This window comes from Bifidobacterium mellis, from assembly GCF_000967265.1.
Classification (GTDB): domain Bacteria; phylum Actinomycetota; class Actinomycetes; order Actinomycetales; family Bifidobacteriaceae; genus Bombiscardovia; species Bombiscardovia mellis.
On sequence record NZ_KQ033885.1, the window covers coordinates 638128 to 653286 of the forward strand.

At 63.6% G+C, this 15159-nt stretch carries 17 protein-coding genes; 12 read left to right on the forward strand and 5 right to left on the reverse strand.

The window, feature by feature from the left end; genetic code table 11:
- Window positions 1-40 precede the first annotated feature (40 nt).
- From gap to JF70_RS02900, 5 genes are all read right to left on the reverse strand, one after another.
- Window positions 41-1096: a type I glyceraldehyde-3-phosphate dehydrogenase gene (gap, locus tag JF70_RS02880; protein ID WP_015021610.1), complete on the reverse strand. Its 1056-nt coding sequence runs from the start codon at window positions 1094-1096 to the stop codon at window positions 41-43.
- 189 nt (window positions 1097-1285) lie between these two features.
- Window positions 1286-1711, reverse strand: coding sequence for an arsenate reductase family protein (locus tag JF70_RS02885; protein ID WP_045935224.1), 426 nt, complete (start codon window positions 1709-1711; stop codon window positions 1286-1288).
- A gap of 41 nt (window positions 1712-1752) precedes the next feature.
- Window positions 1753-2547 (reverse strand): thiamine diphosphokinase, encoded by a 795-nt coding sequence (locus tag JF70_RS02890; protein WP_197069093.1) that lies wholly within the window; start codon window positions 2545-2547, stop codon window positions 1753-1755.
- A 14-nt stretch (window positions 2548-2561) separates the two neighbouring features.
- Window positions 2562-2918, reverse strand: a complete 357-nt coding sequence (locus JF70_RS02895; protein WP_045935226.1) for a branched-chain amino acid transporter permease — start codon at window positions 2916-2918, stop codon at window positions 2562-2564.
- On the reverse strand, window positions 2915-3652 hold the full coding sequence (locus tag JF70_RS02900; protein ID WP_045935227.1) for an AzlC family ABC transporter permease: 738 nt from the start codon (window positions 3650-3652) through the stop codon (window positions 2915-2917). The genes JF70_RS02895 and JF70_RS02900 overlap by 4 nt, the downstream gene beginning before the upstream one ends.
- A 169-nt stretch (window positions 3653-3821) precedes the next feature.
- Here JF70_RS02900 and msrB point away from each other — a divergent pair, with 169 nt between their 5' ends.
- From msrB to JF70_RS02960, 12 genes are all read left to right on the forward strand, one after another.
- The gene (gene msrB, locus JF70_RS02905) at window positions 3822-4802 is read left to right on the forward strand and encodes a peptide-methionine (R)-S-oxide reductase MsrB (protein ID WP_052690708.1); all 981 of its coding nucleotides are present in this window, start codon (window positions 3822-3824) and stop codon (window positions 4800-4802) included.
- Window positions 4803-5041: 239 nt separating this feature from the next.
- The gene (infC, locus tag JF70_RS02910; RefSeq protein WP_029676114.1) at window positions 5042-5713 is read left to right on the forward strand and encodes a translation initiation factor IF-3; all 672 of its coding nucleotides are present in this window, start codon (window positions 5042-5044) and stop codon (window positions 5711-5713) included.
- Complete coding sequence (gene rpmI / locus JF70_RS02915; protein WP_015021617.1) at window positions 5694-5888, forward strand: 50S ribosomal protein L35; 195 nt, start codon at window positions 5694-5696, stop codon at window positions 5886-5888. The genes infC and rpmI overlap by 20 nt, the downstream gene beginning before the upstream one ends.
- A gap of 48 nt (window positions 5889-5936) precedes the next feature.
- Window positions 5937-6320 (forward strand): 50S ribosomal protein L20, encoded by a 384-nt coding sequence (rplT, locus tag JF70_RS02920; protein WP_015021618.1) that lies wholly within the window; start codon window positions 5937-5939, stop codon window positions 6318-6320.
- A gap of 117 nt (window positions 6321-6437) precedes the next feature.
- Entirely contained in the window at window positions 6438-8198 is a 1761-nt protein-coding gene (locus JF70_RS02925; protein WP_231578824.1) for a spermidine synthase, read from the forward strand.
- A gap of 106 nt (window positions 8199-8304) precedes the next feature.
- Window positions 8305-9234: a site-specific tyrosine recombinase XerD gene (gene xerD, locus JF70_RS02930; protein ID WP_082069362.1), complete on the forward strand. Its 930-nt coding sequence runs from the start codon at window positions 8305-8307 to the stop codon at window positions 9232-9234.
- Between the two features lie 45 nt (window positions 9235-9279).
- Window positions 9280-10119 carry a ParA family protein gene (locus tag JF70_RS02935; protein ID WP_015021621.1) on the forward strand — a complete coding sequence of 280 codons (840 nt, stop codon included), beginning with the start codon at window positions 9280-9282 and terminating at the stop codon, window positions 10117-10119.
- A complete protein-coding gene (locus JF70_RS02940) occupies window positions 10116-10919 on the forward strand; it encodes a segregation and condensation protein A (protein ID WP_045935229.1) in 804 nt (267 codons plus the stop codon). Before JF70_RS02935 ends, JF70_RS02940 begins: the two co-directional genes overlap by 4 nt.
- Window positions 10916-11590: an SMC-Scp complex subunit ScpB gene (scpB, locus tag JF70_RS02945; RefSeq protein ID WP_045935230.1), complete on the forward strand. Its 675-nt coding sequence runs from the start codon at window positions 10916-10918 to the stop codon at window positions 11588-11590. Before JF70_RS02940 ends, scpB begins: the two co-directional genes overlap by 4 nt.
- Before the next feature lie 114 nt (window positions 11591-11704).
- Window positions 11705-13624, forward strand: a complete 1920-nt coding sequence (gene typA / locus JF70_RS02950) for a translational GTPase TypA (RefSeq protein ID WP_045935231.1) — start codon at window positions 11705-11707, stop codon at window positions 13622-13624.
- A gap of 72 nt (window positions 13625-13696) precedes the next feature.
- Window positions 13697-14161: a hypothetical protein gene (locus JF70_RS02955; protein WP_052690709.1), complete on the forward strand. Its 465-nt coding sequence runs from the start codon at window positions 13697-13699 to the stop codon at window positions 14159-14161.
- Window positions 14158-15144: a prephenate dehydratase gene (locus tag JF70_RS02960; protein WP_045935232.1), complete on the forward strand. Its 987-nt coding sequence runs from the start codon at window positions 14158-14160 to the stop codon at window positions 15142-15144. Before JF70_RS02955 ends, JF70_RS02960 begins: the two co-directional genes overlap by 4 nt.
- The last annotated feature ends 15 nt before the right edge of the window (window positions 15145-15159 follow it).

Sequence of the window (15159 nt, forward strand, 5' to 3'; positions counted from 1 at the left end):
GACCCCGAAATCGTTATGGCCGGAGGTGCCGGCCGGATGCTCAGTCGCCTAGCTTGGCGAAGTAGAGCAGGGTGCGGATCATGTTGCTGGTGAAGCCATACTCGTTGTCGTAGAAGGCAACGGTGCGGACCAGCTGGTCGTCACCGTGGGTGTTGACATCGGTCTGGGTGGGATCGAAGATGCCGCCGTGGGTGTCGCCGATCACGTCGGAGGAGACGATGCCCTCGTCGTTGTAGCCGTAGTAGTCCTTGCCCTCGAAGGCCTTCTTGGCGGCGTCGTTGATCTCGTCGACGGTGACCTTCTTGTCCAGGACGCAGGTCAGCTCGGTGACGGAGCCGGAGGGAACGGCCACGCGCTGTGCATGGCCCTGAAGCTTGCCGTCGACGGAGGGAACGACCTTGCCGATGGCCTTGGCGGCACCGGTGGAGTGCTCGATGGTGTTGATGGCGGCGGCGCGGGTGTTGCGCGGCTTGTTGCCCTTGGGGCCGTCCAGCAGCATCTGGGAGCCGGTGTAGGCGTGGATGGTGGTCATGTAGCCGATGCGGATGCCGAAGTTGTCATCCAGCATCTTGACCATGGCGGCCAGGGAGCCGGTGGTGCAGGATCCGGCGGAGATGATCTTGTCGGAGGACTTCAGGGTCTCCTCGTTGACGCCGTAGACCACGGTGGGCGTGGTGTCGTCCTTGGCGGGGGCGGAGATCAGAACCTTCTTGGCTCCGGCGTTCAGGTGGGCCTGGGACTTCTCGGCCGAGGTGTAGAAGCCGGTGCACTCCAGCACATAGTCCACGCCGTCGTTCTTGACCCAGGGGATGTTGTTGGCGTCCTTCTCAGCATAGACCGGGTACTCCTTGCCGTCCACCACGATGGCGGTGTCGGTGGAGGTGACCGAGACAGGGGTGCCGTCGTCGTGACGGAAGGTGCCCTGGGTGCTGTCGTACTTGAGCAGATAGGCCAGAATGGCCGGGGTGGTCAGATCGTTGATGGCGGCAACCTCGATGTTGGAGGCGTCGCCGCCACGGGCCTGGAGCTCAAAGATGCGCCGGAAGGCCAGACGACCGATACGTCCGAATCCGTTGATGCCAATCTTTACTGTCATTCAATTCTCCCTTGGAGATTGGCCGTATACAGCACAAAAAATACCGGACCGTATATGGCCGATTACTGATAACATCTCATAGTTTATAGAACCCTGTGTACTTATAGCAAGCGACTACGCGGGTTCTGCCAAGGAAAAAACGAACAAAAAAATTGGTAGGTTTTGTTGTTTGTTTGCGCAACAAAACGATCAAGAATTGTGAGTATTTTCGTTCGTATCAGCCAGCCAATCCTCCCACTGCTGCTGACGGAATCCGACCAGGACACGCCGACCATCCAGCAGGATGGGGCGCTTGACCAGCATGCCGTCGGTGGACAGCAGCTGCAGAGCCTGCTCCGTGTCCATCTGCGGCAGGCGTTTGCTTAAGCCCTGGCTGCGATAGGCCTGACCCGAGGTGTTGAAGAATCGCCGCACGGGCAGGCCGCTCATGTCCAGCCATTCGGTCAGTTCCTCCTGGGTGGGTCGGTCCTCTTTGATGTCTCTCTCGATGAAGTCCACATTGTGGTCACGCAGCCAGGTGCGGGCCTTGGCGCAGGTGGAGCAGCGGCTATAGCAGATGAAGAGCGGGTGCCGGACTGTCGGGGTCGCTGACTGGGTGGTAGATGATGCTGTCATGGTTTTTCCTTTCCAAGTGGAGTTTCAAGTCAAGAGGAGGCTCAGGCCAGCCGCCGGGAGGGATGGGTCTCCAGGGAGCCCAGGTCCGCCTTGGGCTCCAGGCTGGTGCTCCAGACCGGCTGGGGCGCCGAGGTGGGGTAGGTGACGAACACGGTTCCCTGCTCCAAGGCTATGTGTGCAGGCCTGCCGGGCAGAAACTCGTTGCTGACACCGGTCACCTGCTGGTTGGTCATGGTCATGCCGTCCGTCTGGTATTTGAGGCCCTGTTCGACCACGCCCAGAGCCTGGTCGCCAGCCGCCAGGACCGAGACCATGGACCTGGGCGGGCAGTCCCAGGCGGGGAAGTCCAGGCTTCCAGGGCCAAGGGCCGTGACCAGCATTCCCTGTCCCCAGAGTTCGGCCCGGCCCCCGCTGGCGGCGATCAGATGGATCAGGTTCAGGTTGGCCAGCGTGTGGTCCATGCGCCCGCCCAGGCCACCATATATAAGGAATCGTCGACAGCCCCGCTGCCAGCCCACTTTGACTGCAGCCAGCAGGTCCGTATCGTCCTTCTCGGCAGGCAGGACCCGGCGGGGGATGTCTGTTCGTAGTCTTCGGCTACCAACGGGCAGGGAATCGAAGTCGCCCACGACCAGGTCGGGCTCGTCACCATGCTCCAGGGCTGGCTCCAGTCCTCCGTCCGCCGCGATGACCAGGGCCTGTCCTCCGCGTGCCACCTCTTCGCCAAAGTATTGTCCGGCGCCCCAGATCCGGCAGAGCGGTGCCTGACTCGCCTGGCTCGTATGGTCCGACTGACCGTCATCCTGCATGGGATTCTTCTTTCTGCGCTCGCCCATCGGACGCGCCCCCATCATCCCAGACCAACCAGACCGACCAGGAAGGCCAGCCAACCCTGCACCAGGGCCATGTAGGTCAGGGTCCCGCAGGCGATGCTGACCATCATGTTCCGCCAACGCAGGTGAACCAGGGCCGTGACCAGCAGGGCCAGGGCCTCGTAGAGCCCATGGTCGCCCCCCATCAGGTTGGTGTGCCTCAAGGAATAGACCACCAGCAGTCCCATGACGGCGGCGGGCAGCAGACGTCCCAGCCGGGTCACCAGTGCCGGCGGTCGACGCCCCTCCGGCCAGATTATGAAGGGCAGGAATCTGGTGGCCATGGTTCCCAGGACCACAATGCCTATGGTGATCAGTTGCTGTGCAGTGGTCATGAGGCCTCCCTCTGGTTGTGGAAGTCCAGGAGGATGAAGATGGCCAGGATGACCACCATGGACGGGATGATGAACCGGTCGGGTCCGAAGACCAGCAGGCAGGCCAGGGAGGCCAGCAGACCGATAAGGGCCGGCACGCGGGCTTCGGCCTGCCGCCACTGCTCCAGGAAGAGGACCAGGAACATGGCGGTCAGCACGAAATCCAACCCCTTGGTGTCGAAGTTCGCCAGGTTGCCCAGCACAGCGCCCAGGGTGGCGCCGCCTACCCAGTAGATCTGGTTGAGCAGGGTGACGAAGAAGAGATACCAGCCCTTGTCGGTCCCGGCCGGGTGGGGGTCGGCGGACTCCAGGGCGAAGGTCTCATCGCACATGCCGAAGATCAGGTAGGGCTTCTTCCGGCCCGTCCCTCGGAAGACCGGCAGCATGGCCAGGCCGTAGAAGAGGTGCCGCGCATTGACCATCAGGGTCAGCATCAGCGCGCCCCAGGGATTGAAGGTGGACATGAGCAGGTCCACGGTCACGAACTCCATGGACCCGGCATAGATCAGGGCACTCATGGCCAGCGGATAGATCACCGGGAATCCGCGGCTGGTCATCAGAAAGCCGTAGGAGATCCCCAGCACAAGGAATCCGGCCATGATGGGCAGGGTCCTCGGGAAGGCCGCAGCCAGGGAGCCCAGGATGATCCCGGAGGACCCCGCATCTTCGTCCACCTCTTCCTGCGCTCGCTGCATGACCCGCCTCCTGGCCTCGTTTTGGAGATGGTCATATGATAATCGCCGCTTGCGCCGCATGGGCAAGCCGGTCGACAATGTGAGAAGGCTGTCAAGAGGCGAGGGAGGTGGAATAGCTGCTCTCCGGCTCCTGTTGAACCTATCGATAGGCACCGGCATGTGAGGAGGAATCATGGACAAGAACAAGATTTCAACCAACAACCCGGCCACGGTCGTCCTGGCGGGGGGTTGCTTCTGGGGCATTGAGCGGTTCTTCCAGGAGGTGGACGGGATCATCGACACCCAGGTGGGATACGCCCAGTCCACAGTGCCCAACCCCAGCTATGAACAGGTCTGCAGCGGTGTCACCGATGCCGTGGAGAGCGTGCGGCTGACCTATGATCCCCAGACGGTCAGTCTGCGGACCCTGACCCTGCTTCTGCTGGATGTGATCGACCCCTTCTCGGTGGATCGGCAGGGCAACGACCGGGGCAGGCAGTATCGCAGCGGCCTCTACTGGGATCCCGAGCATCGCGAGCAGGAGGAGCCCGTCTTCCGGCGCGCCCTGGAGGAGCTGGAGCGCAGGACAGGCCGTCATCCCGCTGTGCAGGTGGAGGCCCTGATCAACTTCTATCCGGCGGAGGAGTCCCACCAGGACTACCTGCTCAAGAACCCCGGCGGTTACTGCCACATCCCGCTGGAGGCCATCGCCAACGCCGCCTCCCGCCAGCGCTACATCGAACGCATCTGGTCCTTGGACCCCGAAAGCTACGAGGTCACCCAGCATTCGGCCACCGAACGGCCCTTCACCAACGCCTACGACGGCGAGTTCCGCCCGGGCATCTATGTGGACGTGGTCAGCGGGCAGCCGCTCTTCTCCTCGGCGGACAAGTACGACTCGGGCTGCGGCTGGCCCGCATTCACCAAGCCCATCGATCCCCGACTGCTGGTCAACCGCAAGGACTACAAGCTGCTGGGTCGGCCCCGGATCGAGGTGCGGACGGCACAGACCGGCATCCATCTGGGACACGTCTTCGACGACGGACCAGCCGACCGTGGCGGGCAGCGCTACTGCATGAACTCCGCAGCCCTGCGGTTCGTACCGCGGGATCGGATGGAGGAGGAGGGCTACGGCGACTACCTGCACCTGGTGGACGGCGCGACCTCCTGACGGGGCATGGTCCTGAGGGCTGTGCTATACTGCTACTCGGCTTGAGAAATCAAGAAAGCGGATGATCCCACCTGGGAGCCTTCCATGGCTTCGGGTTCGACCTGCACCGGTGACGGTTGGCCGTCATCATATACGGTGCAAGCATTGGTTGTTGCGTTGCCATACGGCTGCGACGGTCATGTTCGAAACCTATGGGTTCTTCGCCGGGCAGTGGATGTTGTGGTATTTGAGAAGGAGTCATCATTAGCGACGAACCAAGGATTAACGACGATATACGAGTGTCTCAGGTACGCCTGATCGGGCCCAACGGCGAGCAGGTGGGAATCATTGCGACCTCCGTCGCCCTCAACCTGGCCAAGGAGGCCAACCTTGACCTGGTCGAGGTTGCACCCAAGGCCAAGCCTCCGGTCGCCAAGCTCATTGATTACGGCAAGTTCAAATACAACGAGAAGATCAAGGCTCGTGAGGCGCGCCGCAACCAGAGCATGTCGGAGATCAAGGAGATTCGCTTCAGATTGAAGATCGACGACCACGACTTCGAGGTCAAGGAGGGGCACGTGCGCCGCTTCCTGTCCGCCGGAGACAAGGTCAAGGTCACCATCATGCTGCGTGGGCGCGAGCAGTCCCGGCCCATCGGTGGCGTGGAGCTCCTGCGCAAGCTGGCTGACGACGTCGCGGATCTGGGCTCCATCGAGTTCGCCCCCAAGCAGGAGGGGCGCAACATCATCATGACCCTGTCGCCCAAGGGCAAGAAGGTCCACACCCAGTCCGAGCAGCGTCGGCGGGGTGGCCAGGCCCGTGCCGAGCGCAAGGCCCGCCAGGCGGCCCATCTGGCTGCCAAGGCCGACAACAATACTTCTCCCAAGCAGATGAAATCCAAGGAGGGCAGCAATGCCGAAGATGAAAAGTAACTCCGCCGCATCCAAGCGCGTCCGGACCACGGGTTCGGGCAAGCTCATGCACGCCGGGACCGGTATGCGCCACAATCTGGAGCACAAGTCGGCCAAGAAGCGTCGTCACCTGTCCACTGACGAGGTGCTCGCTCCGACCCAGTCCAAGAACATGAAGAGGATGCTGGCCCGCTGAGCGGGTGCTGTCGCGTCGAGTGAGATTTTAGAAAGCTGAGGAATATCTATGGCACGAGTCAAGCGGGCAGTCAACGCGCATAAGAAGCGTCGGGTCGTCCTGGAGCGGGCGTCAGGCTACCGTGGCCAGCGCTCCCGTCTCTACCGCAAGGCCAAGGAGCAGCTGCTCCATTCATATACATACAACTTCCGGGACCGCAAGGCCCGCAAGGGTGACTTCCGCAAGCTGTGGATCCAGCGCATCAACGCCGGATGCCGCGCCCAGGGAATCACCTACAACCGCTTCATCCAGGGTCTGCGCCTGGCCGGGATCGAGCTGGACCGTCGTGCCCTGGCCGATCTGGTCGTCAACGACATCGACACCTTCAACGCCATCGTGGCCGAGGCCAAGAAGGCCCTGCCTGCCGATGTGAACGCCCCGGTCGCTGCCTGATCCACTGACCTGAACACTGTATTGCAGGAACCCCGCCTTTCGCGGGGTTCTTTGCATATTTGACCATTCCTCGGCGGGACGGTAAGTTGATTGACGACAACGATGCCGGGAGCCGCCATGAACGATGATCACAGCGTAGACGCATGGGCTGTCTCGGCAGAATCGGCGGATCAGGTCAGTCCATCACCGGGCAGCGGCACTGCCAAGCGGGCCGGATTCAGTCAGCCGCGCCCTATTTTGCGGTCGCGGGTTTTTCTCTATGTGACGGAGTTCTTCTCGGGTATGGCCGTCATGGCCGCCGAGCTGGGGGCCTCCCGCCTGCTGGCTCCTTACTTCTCTTCCTCCCAGATCGTGTGGACCATCATCATCGGGACCATCATGATCGCCCTGGCCCTGGGTGCCGTGGTCGGCGGCCGCTGGGCCGACAGGAATCCAGACCCGGACAGGCTCTACCTGTGCATCATGGCCGCGGCCGTCTGGATCGCCCTGATTCCCCTGGTCGGCAAGTATCTGATCATCCTGATCTCGGGACTGCTGATCGTGGCCGTCTCGACCAACTTCCTGGTCCTGGCGGCCTTCATCTCCTGCCTGATCATCTTTGTTCCGCCCCTCTTCCTCCTGGGGACCATCACCCCCGGCCTGGTCAAGAGCGCCACCGATTCCCTGGACGACAACGCTTCGGTGGTCGGTCGGCTCAGCGCCTGCAACACCGTGGGGTCCATCCTGGGCACTTTCCTGCCCACCTTTGTGACCATCCCGGCCGTGGGGACCTTCGTCACCTTCCTGATCTTCTCCGGGATACTGCTCCTGGTGGCCTTGGTCTACTTCCTTTCCTCCCATGCGCACCGCCTGGCCTGCCTGATCGCCACGGTGGCCTTTGTGGTCTCGGCCGCCCTGTCACCGATGACGGGGTTCGCCTTCTGGGAGAAGGGCCTGGCCTACGAGGGCGAGTCCATCTACAACTACCTGCAGGTCAAAATCCTGGCGGACAGAACCATCCTTTCCACCAACGTCCTCTTCGGCGTTCAGTCGGTGACCATGAAACATCCCGGGATGACCGGCATGTACTACGACACGGCCCTGGCGGCGCCGCTCATGGCCGATCAGGCCCGCTCGGCCCTGATCCTGGGCATGGGGACGGGGACCTACGCCCGGCAGCTGAGGCGGTACTATCCCCGGATGGCCATCCAGGGGGTGGAGATCGACCGGACCATCAGCGACCTGGCCACCAAGTATTTTGATCAGCCCGCCGATATTCCGGTTTCCACCTACGACGGCCGAGCCTGGCTGGCAGCCAGTGGCCAGCGCTTCGACCTGATCATGGTCGATGCCTATCAGGACATCACCATCCCCTTCCAGATGAGCTCCACCGAGTTCTTCAGTCTGGTCAGGAAGCACCTGAATCCGGGCGGGGTCATGGTGGTCAATATGAACATGATCGACGACGGTCAGGGGTCCATCAATGCAGCCCTGACCAATACCATCACCAGGGTCTTCGGATCCGATGCCATTTTGACGGCCGACGTGCCACAGACCACCAACCGCGAGCTCTTTGCGCGTCGCCCCGCTTCCGATGATTTTCCGCAAACAAAAGGTGTCAGGAAGGCTGCGATGGGGGATTACCCGGGTTCCGGCCTGCTGGCGGAGGCGGCCACCAGGGTCAGCCCTGATCCGGACCTGTCCCGGATGATGGATCAGGTCAGCTCCCGCCTGAGCACGGTCGGGGATGCAGAGGGGAGGGTATTGACCGATGACAATGCGCCGGTGGAGCTGCTGGGCATGCACGCCATCGACGGCATCATCAGCAGGGAGGCCGGCCCCTACCGACGGATTCTTGAGCACGAGGGGATTCAAGGGCTGATCCGGGAGGTCTCCTGAGCGCACCTCGATCCCAAGCGCGTTGGATGCATGGAAACAGGGGAGCGGGGCGTTAGAATATGGCCTAAAACCAGCACTGATGAAGAGAACCGGAGGTTAAGCGGTAGTGGACGGTGATCATCGGAAGGGGCTGATTACATTGTTGGATCAGTTCCTGGCCTACACCGGTCTGGAACGGGGTCTTGCCCCCGCAACGGTCAAGGCCTACAAGTCCGATCTGAGTATGTACATCAATTGGTTGTCCGGTCGAGGCATCACCAGCCTGGAGCAGATCCAGACCGCCGATGTGGAGGGTTTTCTGGCCCATCTGGCCGATGAGAGTCCAGCCAGTCGCTCACGGAGGATGGCCGCCGTCCATGAGTGGCACCGCTTCGCCCTCAAGCAGGGGGTGACCGACCAGGATGTCTCCCGTACCGTCAAGGCTCCCAAGGGCACCTCGGCCCTGCCCGATGTGCTGGACGTGGACCAGGTGACCCGGCTGTTGGATGTGGCCGCCATGGGCGGGTCCAAGGATCCTGTGGTCCTGCGGGACAAGGCCCTGCTGGAATTCATGTACGCCACCGGCTGCCGGGTCTCGGAGGCTGTGGGGACCGATCTGGAGGACATGGACCTTAACGAGCGGGTGGTCCGTCTGACCGGCAAGGGCGACAAGCAGCGTCTGGTACCCATGGGCTCCTACGCCTGCCAGGCCATGCAGGCCTATCTGAATCTGGGACGGGCCAGCCTTTGCGATCGGGCCACCAAGGGCAAAGAGCTGCGGGCCGTCTTCCTCAACAAGCGGGGCAAGCGGCTGACCAGGCAGACGGTCTGGCAGGTGGTCAGGGATGCCGGACGCCGGGCGGGACTGAACAGACCCCTGCACCCCCACACCCTGCGGCACTCCTTCGCCACTCATCTGCTGGAGGGAGGCGCCGATGTGCGTTCCGTCCAGGAGCTGCTGGGCCATGCATCGGTCACCACGACACAGATCTACACACACGTCAGCCCCCAGGCCCTGATGGAGACCTACCAGACGGCCCATCCCCGCGCTCGCTGACCCGCCAACCCGCGAATGCGGTCGGAAACTTGATAGGGTAGAGGCATGCCTACGGATTTGTTAGGGCGCGAGTATGAGACGTTCGCTGCCCCGGAGCCTTTGAAACAGCACGGCCCGGCCCGTGTCCTCGCCATGTGCAACCAGAAGGGCGGCGTGGGCAAGACCACATCATCCATCAACATCGCCGGGGCCATGTGCCAGTATGGGCGACGGGTGCTGATTGTGGACTTCGACCCTCAGGGTGCGGCCACCGTGGGTCTGGGCATCAATGCCAACAGCGTGGACAACACCATTTACACCGCCATGTTCGACACCTCCCTGGATGTTCACGAGGTGGTCAGGCACACCCGTTTTGACGGTCTGGACATCATCCCGGCCAACATCGATCTGTCGGCCGCCGAGATCCAACTGGTCACCGAGGTCGGCCGGGAGCAGGCCCTGGCGGCAACCATCCGGCCCCTGCGGCAGGAGTATGACGCCATCATCATCGACTGCCAGCCCTCGCTCGGTCTGCTGACCGTCAACGCCCTGACTGCCGCGGACGGGGTCATCATCCCTGTGGCGGCCGAGTTCTTCGCCCTGCGCGGCGTGGCCCTGCTCATGCAATCCATAGAGAAGGTCCGCAGCCGCATCAACCCCGACCTGCAGATCTACGGGGTGCTGGTCACCATGTACACCAAGACCCTGCATTCGGACGAGGTGCTTCAGCGCATCTACGAGGCCTTCAAGGGCAAGGTCCTGCACTCAATCATCAGCCGGTCCATCAAGCTGCCCGACGCCACGGTGGCCGGTGAGCCCATCACCATGTTCGCCCCCGAGCACAAGACCGCCAAGGAGTATCGGGAGGTCGCCCGGGAGCTGATCGCCCGCGGCATCGTGGCGTGAGCGGATCAGCGGACGGCTTCGCCGTCGATCTGGATGTCTACCAGGGACCCTTCGACCTGCTGCTGGGCATGCTGGCCAACCGAAAGCTCTCGCTGACGGAGGTATCCCTGGCCTCCATCACCGGGGAATTTCTGGACTATGTGCGCACCCTGGACTTCAGCCAGGGCCTGGATCAGGCCAGTGCCTTCCTGGATGTGGCCTCGGTTCTGGTGGAGGCCAAGAGCGCTGCCCTCCTGCCTGTGGAGGACGAGTCCATGCGCGACCAGGCCTCCATGGACGCCCTTCGGGAGCGTGATTTGCTCTTCGCCAGGCTGTTGCAGTACCGGGCCTTCAAGCAGGCGGGGCAGGACTTTCGAGCCAGGTTGGCCGCCAACTCGGGCCGCTACGCGCATCCCGGCCATCTGGAGCCCCAGCTGACCCACCTGCTGCCTGATCTGGTCTGGACCCTGAAGCCGGAGGATCTGGCCCTGCTCTGCGCCAATGCCCTGGTCAACGCTCCGGCCTCAGAGGTACGTCTGGACCAGTTGCACGTGCCCCTGGTCGACCTGAACAAGGAGGCTGACCAGGTTCGCCAGGCCCTGCTGGAACAGCCCGGTCAGCCGGTGGCCTTCGCCGATCTGGTCGCTTCCTCCAAAGGCCGGGCGCAGGTGGTGGCCCGATTCCTGGCCGTACTGATCTTCTTCAGGCAGGAACTGATCCAGTACCGTCAGGATGGCCCCTACCAGCCGCTTTACCTGCGCTGGATTGGACCGACACAGGAGCCGGAAACGGCCTTGATCAGTGAGGGGGACTTCGCATGAGCCAATCCTCGGCTCCCGACACCCGTCCCGAATATGTGGACTTCGATGTGCAGGACTTTCCCGGCGGGCTGGCCGCCTGTCTGGAGGCCATTTTGGTGGCCACGGACCGGCCGCTTACCGCAGAGGACTTCTCCCGGGTGCTGGCCGTGGACCCGGCACCGGTCAATGCCGCCCTGGAATCGCTGGCCGAGTCCTACAGCGACCGAGGATTCGAACTGCGTCGGACCGCCCGGGGCTGGCAACTGGCCAGCCGGGCCGCCTACCAGCCCGTTGTGGCGGCCTTCGTCAAGGACGGTCAGACGGCACGTCTCTCCCAGGCGGCCCTGGAGGCCCTGGCCATCGTGGCCTACCGCCAGCCCATGACCCGTGCCCAGGTGGGTCAGATCCGCGGGGTCAACTCGGACGGGGTCATCCGGGCCCTGCTGGTGCGCGGCCTGGTTCGTGAGGAGGGCCTGGATGAGCAGACCCATGCCGCCCTGCTGGTCACCACTGACCTTTTCCTTGAGCGGATGGGTCTGCAATCCTTGGAGGATCTGCCCTCCCTGGCCCCCTTCCTGCCCGACGAGGATTCGGCCCTGGCCCAGGCCCGCCAGGAGCTGTCCGGGCAGCTACAGTCCCCGGATCCGGTCCAGGGTTCGCATCATGATTCGCCCCAGGGCAAGGAGCGGTGATCGCCTGTCACACAAGGCGGTTACACTTGTCTCTGTTTGTCCAATTCCTGGACCACGCCAACCGGCAGACAGGCCGGTGGGGGCATGGATAGCATTCACGAGAATGAGGTTTTGATGGCGGTACGCGGCGATATACGAAATGTGGCGATTGTGGCACACGTTGACCACGGCAAGACCACCCTGGTCAACGCCATGCTGCAGCAGTCGCACGTCTTCTCCGAGCGGGAGGAGGTGCCCGACCGGGTCATGGACTCCAACGACCTGGAGAAGGAGAAGGGCATCACCATCCTGGCCAAGAACACCGCCGTCAAGTACACCGGCCCCCTGGCAGCCAAACTGGGCCAGCCCGACGGCATTACCATCAACGTGGTGGACACCCCCGGCCACGCCGACTTCGGCGGCGAGGTGGAACGCGGCATCTCCATGGTCGACGGGGTGGTCCTGCTGGTGGACGCCTCCGAGGGGCCCCTGCCCCAGACCCGCTTCGTCCTGCGCAAGGCCCTGGAGGCCAAACTGCCCGTCATCCTGGTCATCAACAAGACCGATCGGCCCGATGCCCGCATCTCCGAGGTGGTCTCCGAGTCCACCGATCTGCTCCTGGGTCTGGCCCAGGACGTGAGCGAGGAGGGAGTGGACCTGGACCTGGATTCCCTCCTGGACCTGCCGGTGATTTACTGTGCAGCCAAGGCCGGCAAGGCCTCCGTCAATCAGCCCGCCGACGGCGCTGTGCCCGACAACGACGATCTGGAGCCCCTCTTCGAGGCCATCCTGAACAACATCCCCGCCCCGGAGTACGAGGAGGGCGCTCCCCTGCAGGCCCACGTGACCAACATCGACGCCTCCGACTACCTGGGCCGTCTGGGCCTGGTGCGCATCTACAACGGCACCCTGATCAAGGGCCGCCAGTACGGCCTGTCGCGCGTGGACGGATCCATCGAGAACTTCAAGCTGACCGAGATTCTGCGCACCAAGGGCCTGCAGCGTTCCCCGGTGGACGAAGCCGGCCCCGGCGACATCGTGGCTGTGGCCGGTGTGGAGGACATCATGATCGGCGAGACCATCGTCGACCAGGACGATCCACGCCCCTTGCCTCTGATCCACGTGGACGACCCGGCCGTCTCCATGACCTTCGGCACCAACGATTCGCCCCTGGCCGGCACCGAGGGCAAGGACCACAAGCTGACCGCCCGCATGCTCAAGGACCGCCTGGACCGCGAGCTGATCGGCAACGTCTCCATCAAGGTGCTGCCCACCGACCGGCCCGACGCCTGGGAGGTTCAGGGCCGTGGCGAGCTGGCCCTGGCCATCCTGGCCGAGCAGATGCGCCGCGAGGGCTACGAGCTGACCGTGGGCCGCCCCCAGGTGGTCACCAAGACCGTGGACGGCAAGCTTCAGGAGCCCATGGAGTCCGATACCATCGACGTGCCCGAGGAGTACATGGGCGCGGTCACCCAGCTCATGGCCGATCGAAAGGGCCGCATGGAGACCATGACCAACCATGGCTCCGGCTGGGTCAGGATGCAGTTCACCGTGCCCTCCCGTGGCCTCCTGGGCTTCCGCACCGCCCTGCTGACCGCAACCCGCGGCACCGGCATCTCCTCGTCGATCTCCGCAGGCTATGCCCCCTGGGCGGGCGACATCAAGACACGGCAGAACGGATCCATGGTCTCCGACCGCTCGGGCAAGGCCAGCCCCTACGCCATGCAGAAGCTCCAGGCCCGCGGCGAGTTCTTCGTCAAGCCCCAGTCGCCCGTCTACGAGGGGCAGATCGTGGGCATCAACAACAAGCCCGGCGACCTGGACATCAACATCACCCTGGAGAAGCACATGACCAACATGCGTTCCTCCACCGCCGACGTGCTGGAGACCCTGACCCCGCCCATCGACATGAGTCTGGAGGAGTCCCTGGACTTCGCCAACGATGACGAGTGCGTGGAGGTGACCCCCGAGTCCATCCGCGTGCGCAAGATCATCCTGGACAGGGATGCCTGGTACAAGTGGAACGCCCGTCAGCGCAGGGCCAACAAGAAGTAAGCCTTCTCTCACAATCAGCCTTGGTCCGACCCGGCCGCCCCACGGTGACCGGGTCGGACTAGTCTTGAACCCATGAAGTCTCAGATTTCCAAATCCAAGGACCAGACCGCCTCCCGTTCGATGGGGGAGTCCGGCAAGGTGAGTCCCTTCCGCTGCCTGCTGGGTCTGCCCATCGGCCTGGCGGTGGGCGTGCTGGGAACCCTGGTCCAGCGCTCCGGGGCCGCCCAGGGTCTGCCCTGGGGGATGGTCCTGGCCTATCTGCTGGTGGCACTGGCCTCCTGGTGGGTCCGCTGCGACAGCGGCACCATGGGTCTGGCCCTGCATCTGGTGGCCTCGACGGTCACGGTCTGGCTGCTCTCCATGAGGGGGCCGGGCGGCGATGTGCTCATGCCCTATGCCAACTTCCCTACATTCTTTGCCAAGTATGCGGTCTTCCTCTGGATGGGCGGGCTGGTCCTGATACAGACCCTGGCCATCTGCCTGCCAGCCTCCTGGTTTGCTGACGGCCCCCTGCGTCGTCAGGGGCGATCGGCATGAGCCGGGTTCCGTCAGAAGCACCGGCGACTCCGCCCGACCGTATTCCCCTGCACTTCCTGGGTCCCGAGGGGACCTTCACCCACCAGGCCGCCCTTGAGGCCGCCAACCTCATGGCAACAAGGCTGGGTTGCCAGACGGATCTTAAGCCCTGCACGGATGCGGCTGCCATTGTGGAGGCCGTGGAGGAGGGCCGAGGCTGGGGGGTGCTGGCCTGGGAGAACAACGTGGAGGGCCATGTGGTGCCCAACATGGACGCCCTGATCGACGCTCAATCGGTAGCGGGCTTCGGCATGGTCCGTCTGCCCATCGTCTTCGATGCCTTCGTCCGGTCCGACCATGCCCCCCTGCGCCAGGTCGGCGCCCACCCCCACGGACTGGCCCAGTGCAAGGGCTTCATCAAAGAGACCGGCCTCAATCCAGTGCCGACCAACTCCAACGCCGCTGCCTGCCGTGATCTGGGCCCCGATCAGGTGGCTCTGGGGCCGCGCATCTGCGGGAGCCTCTACGGGCTGGAGACCTACCGGCGCGAGGTGCAGGACTATCAGGGGGCCCGCACCGACTTTCTTGTGCTGGCACCCCGGGATCAGGCAGCCGGGCTGGCGCGCCGCCTGGCGCCGGGCGGGGATTTCGAGTCCATCGTCACTTTTATCCCCCTGAATACCGGGCCGGGCGTGCTGGCCAACCTGCTGGACCGTCTGCGTGATGCGGGCCTTAACATGACCTCTTTCATGTCCCGGCCCATCAAGGGGCACGACGGGACCTACAGCTTCGTAGCCAGCATCGACGCCGCACCGTGGCAGAAGGGTCTGCATCAGGTGCTGGCCGACCTGCTGGAAAGGGGGGACTGGCTCAAGACCCTGGCGGTCCATCCGCGCACCCCGCATCCAGCGCCCCCCATCCGTGAATGGATGCTGCCCAGGGCGGGGGCCTTCCGGGGTGAGGACCCCGATTCCGAGACAATCAGCAAGGAGTTGTTATGGTAGATGAATCCGCGCCCT

Bases quoted from the DNA above. Each gene is read 5' to 3' on its own strand.
- rplT (WP_015021618.1), top strand. From the start codon at position 5,937: ATGGCACGAGTCAAGCGGGCAGTCAACGCGCATAAGAAGCGTCGGGTC.
- gap (WP_015021610.1), bottom strand. From the start codon at position 1,096: ATGACAGTAAAGATTGGCATCAACGGATTCGGACGTATCGGTCGTCTG.
- JF70_RS02925 (WP_231578824.1), top strand. From the start codon at position 6,438: ATGAACGATGATCACAGCGTAGACGCATGGGCTGTCTCGGCAGAATCG.
- scpB (WP_045935230.1), top strand. From the start codon at position 10,916: ATGAGCCAATCCTCGGCTCCCGACACCCGTCCCGAATATGTGGACTTC.
- typA (WP_045935231.1), top strand. From the start codon at position 11,705: ATGGCGGTACGCGGCGATATACGAAATGTGGCGATTGTGGCACACGTT.
- JF70_RS02935 (WP_015021621.1), top strand. From the start codon at position 9,280: ATGCCTACGGATTTGTTAGGGCGCGAGTATGAGACGTTCGCTGCCCCG.
- JF70_RS02960 (WP_045935232.1), top strand. From the start codon at position 14,158: ATGAGCCGGGTTCCGTCAGAAGCACCGGCGACTCCGCCCGACCGTATT.
- JF70_RS02900 (WP_045935227.1), bottom strand. From the start codon at position 3,652: ATGCAGCGAGCGCAGGAAGAGGTGGACGAAGATGCGGGGTCCTCCGGG.
- JF70_RS02955 (WP_052690709.1), top strand. From the start codon at position 13,697: ATGAAGTCTCAGATTTCCAAATCCAAGGACCAGACCGCCTCCCGTTCG.
- JF70_RS02890 (WP_197069093.1), bottom strand. From the start codon at position 2,547: ATGGGCGAGCGCAGAAAGAAGAATCCCATGCAGGATGACGGTCAGTCG.
- JF70_RS02895 (WP_045935226.1), bottom strand. From the start codon at position 2,918: ATGACCACTGCACAGCAACTGATCACCATAGGCATTGTGGTCCTGGGA.
- JF70_RS02885 (WP_045935224.1), bottom strand. From the start codon at position 1,711: ATGACAGCATCATCTACCACCCAGTCAGCGACCCCGACAGTCCGGCAC.
- rpmI (WP_015021617.1), top strand. From the start codon at position 5,694: ATGCCGAAGATGAAAAGTAACTCCGCCGCATCCAAGCGCGTCCGGACC.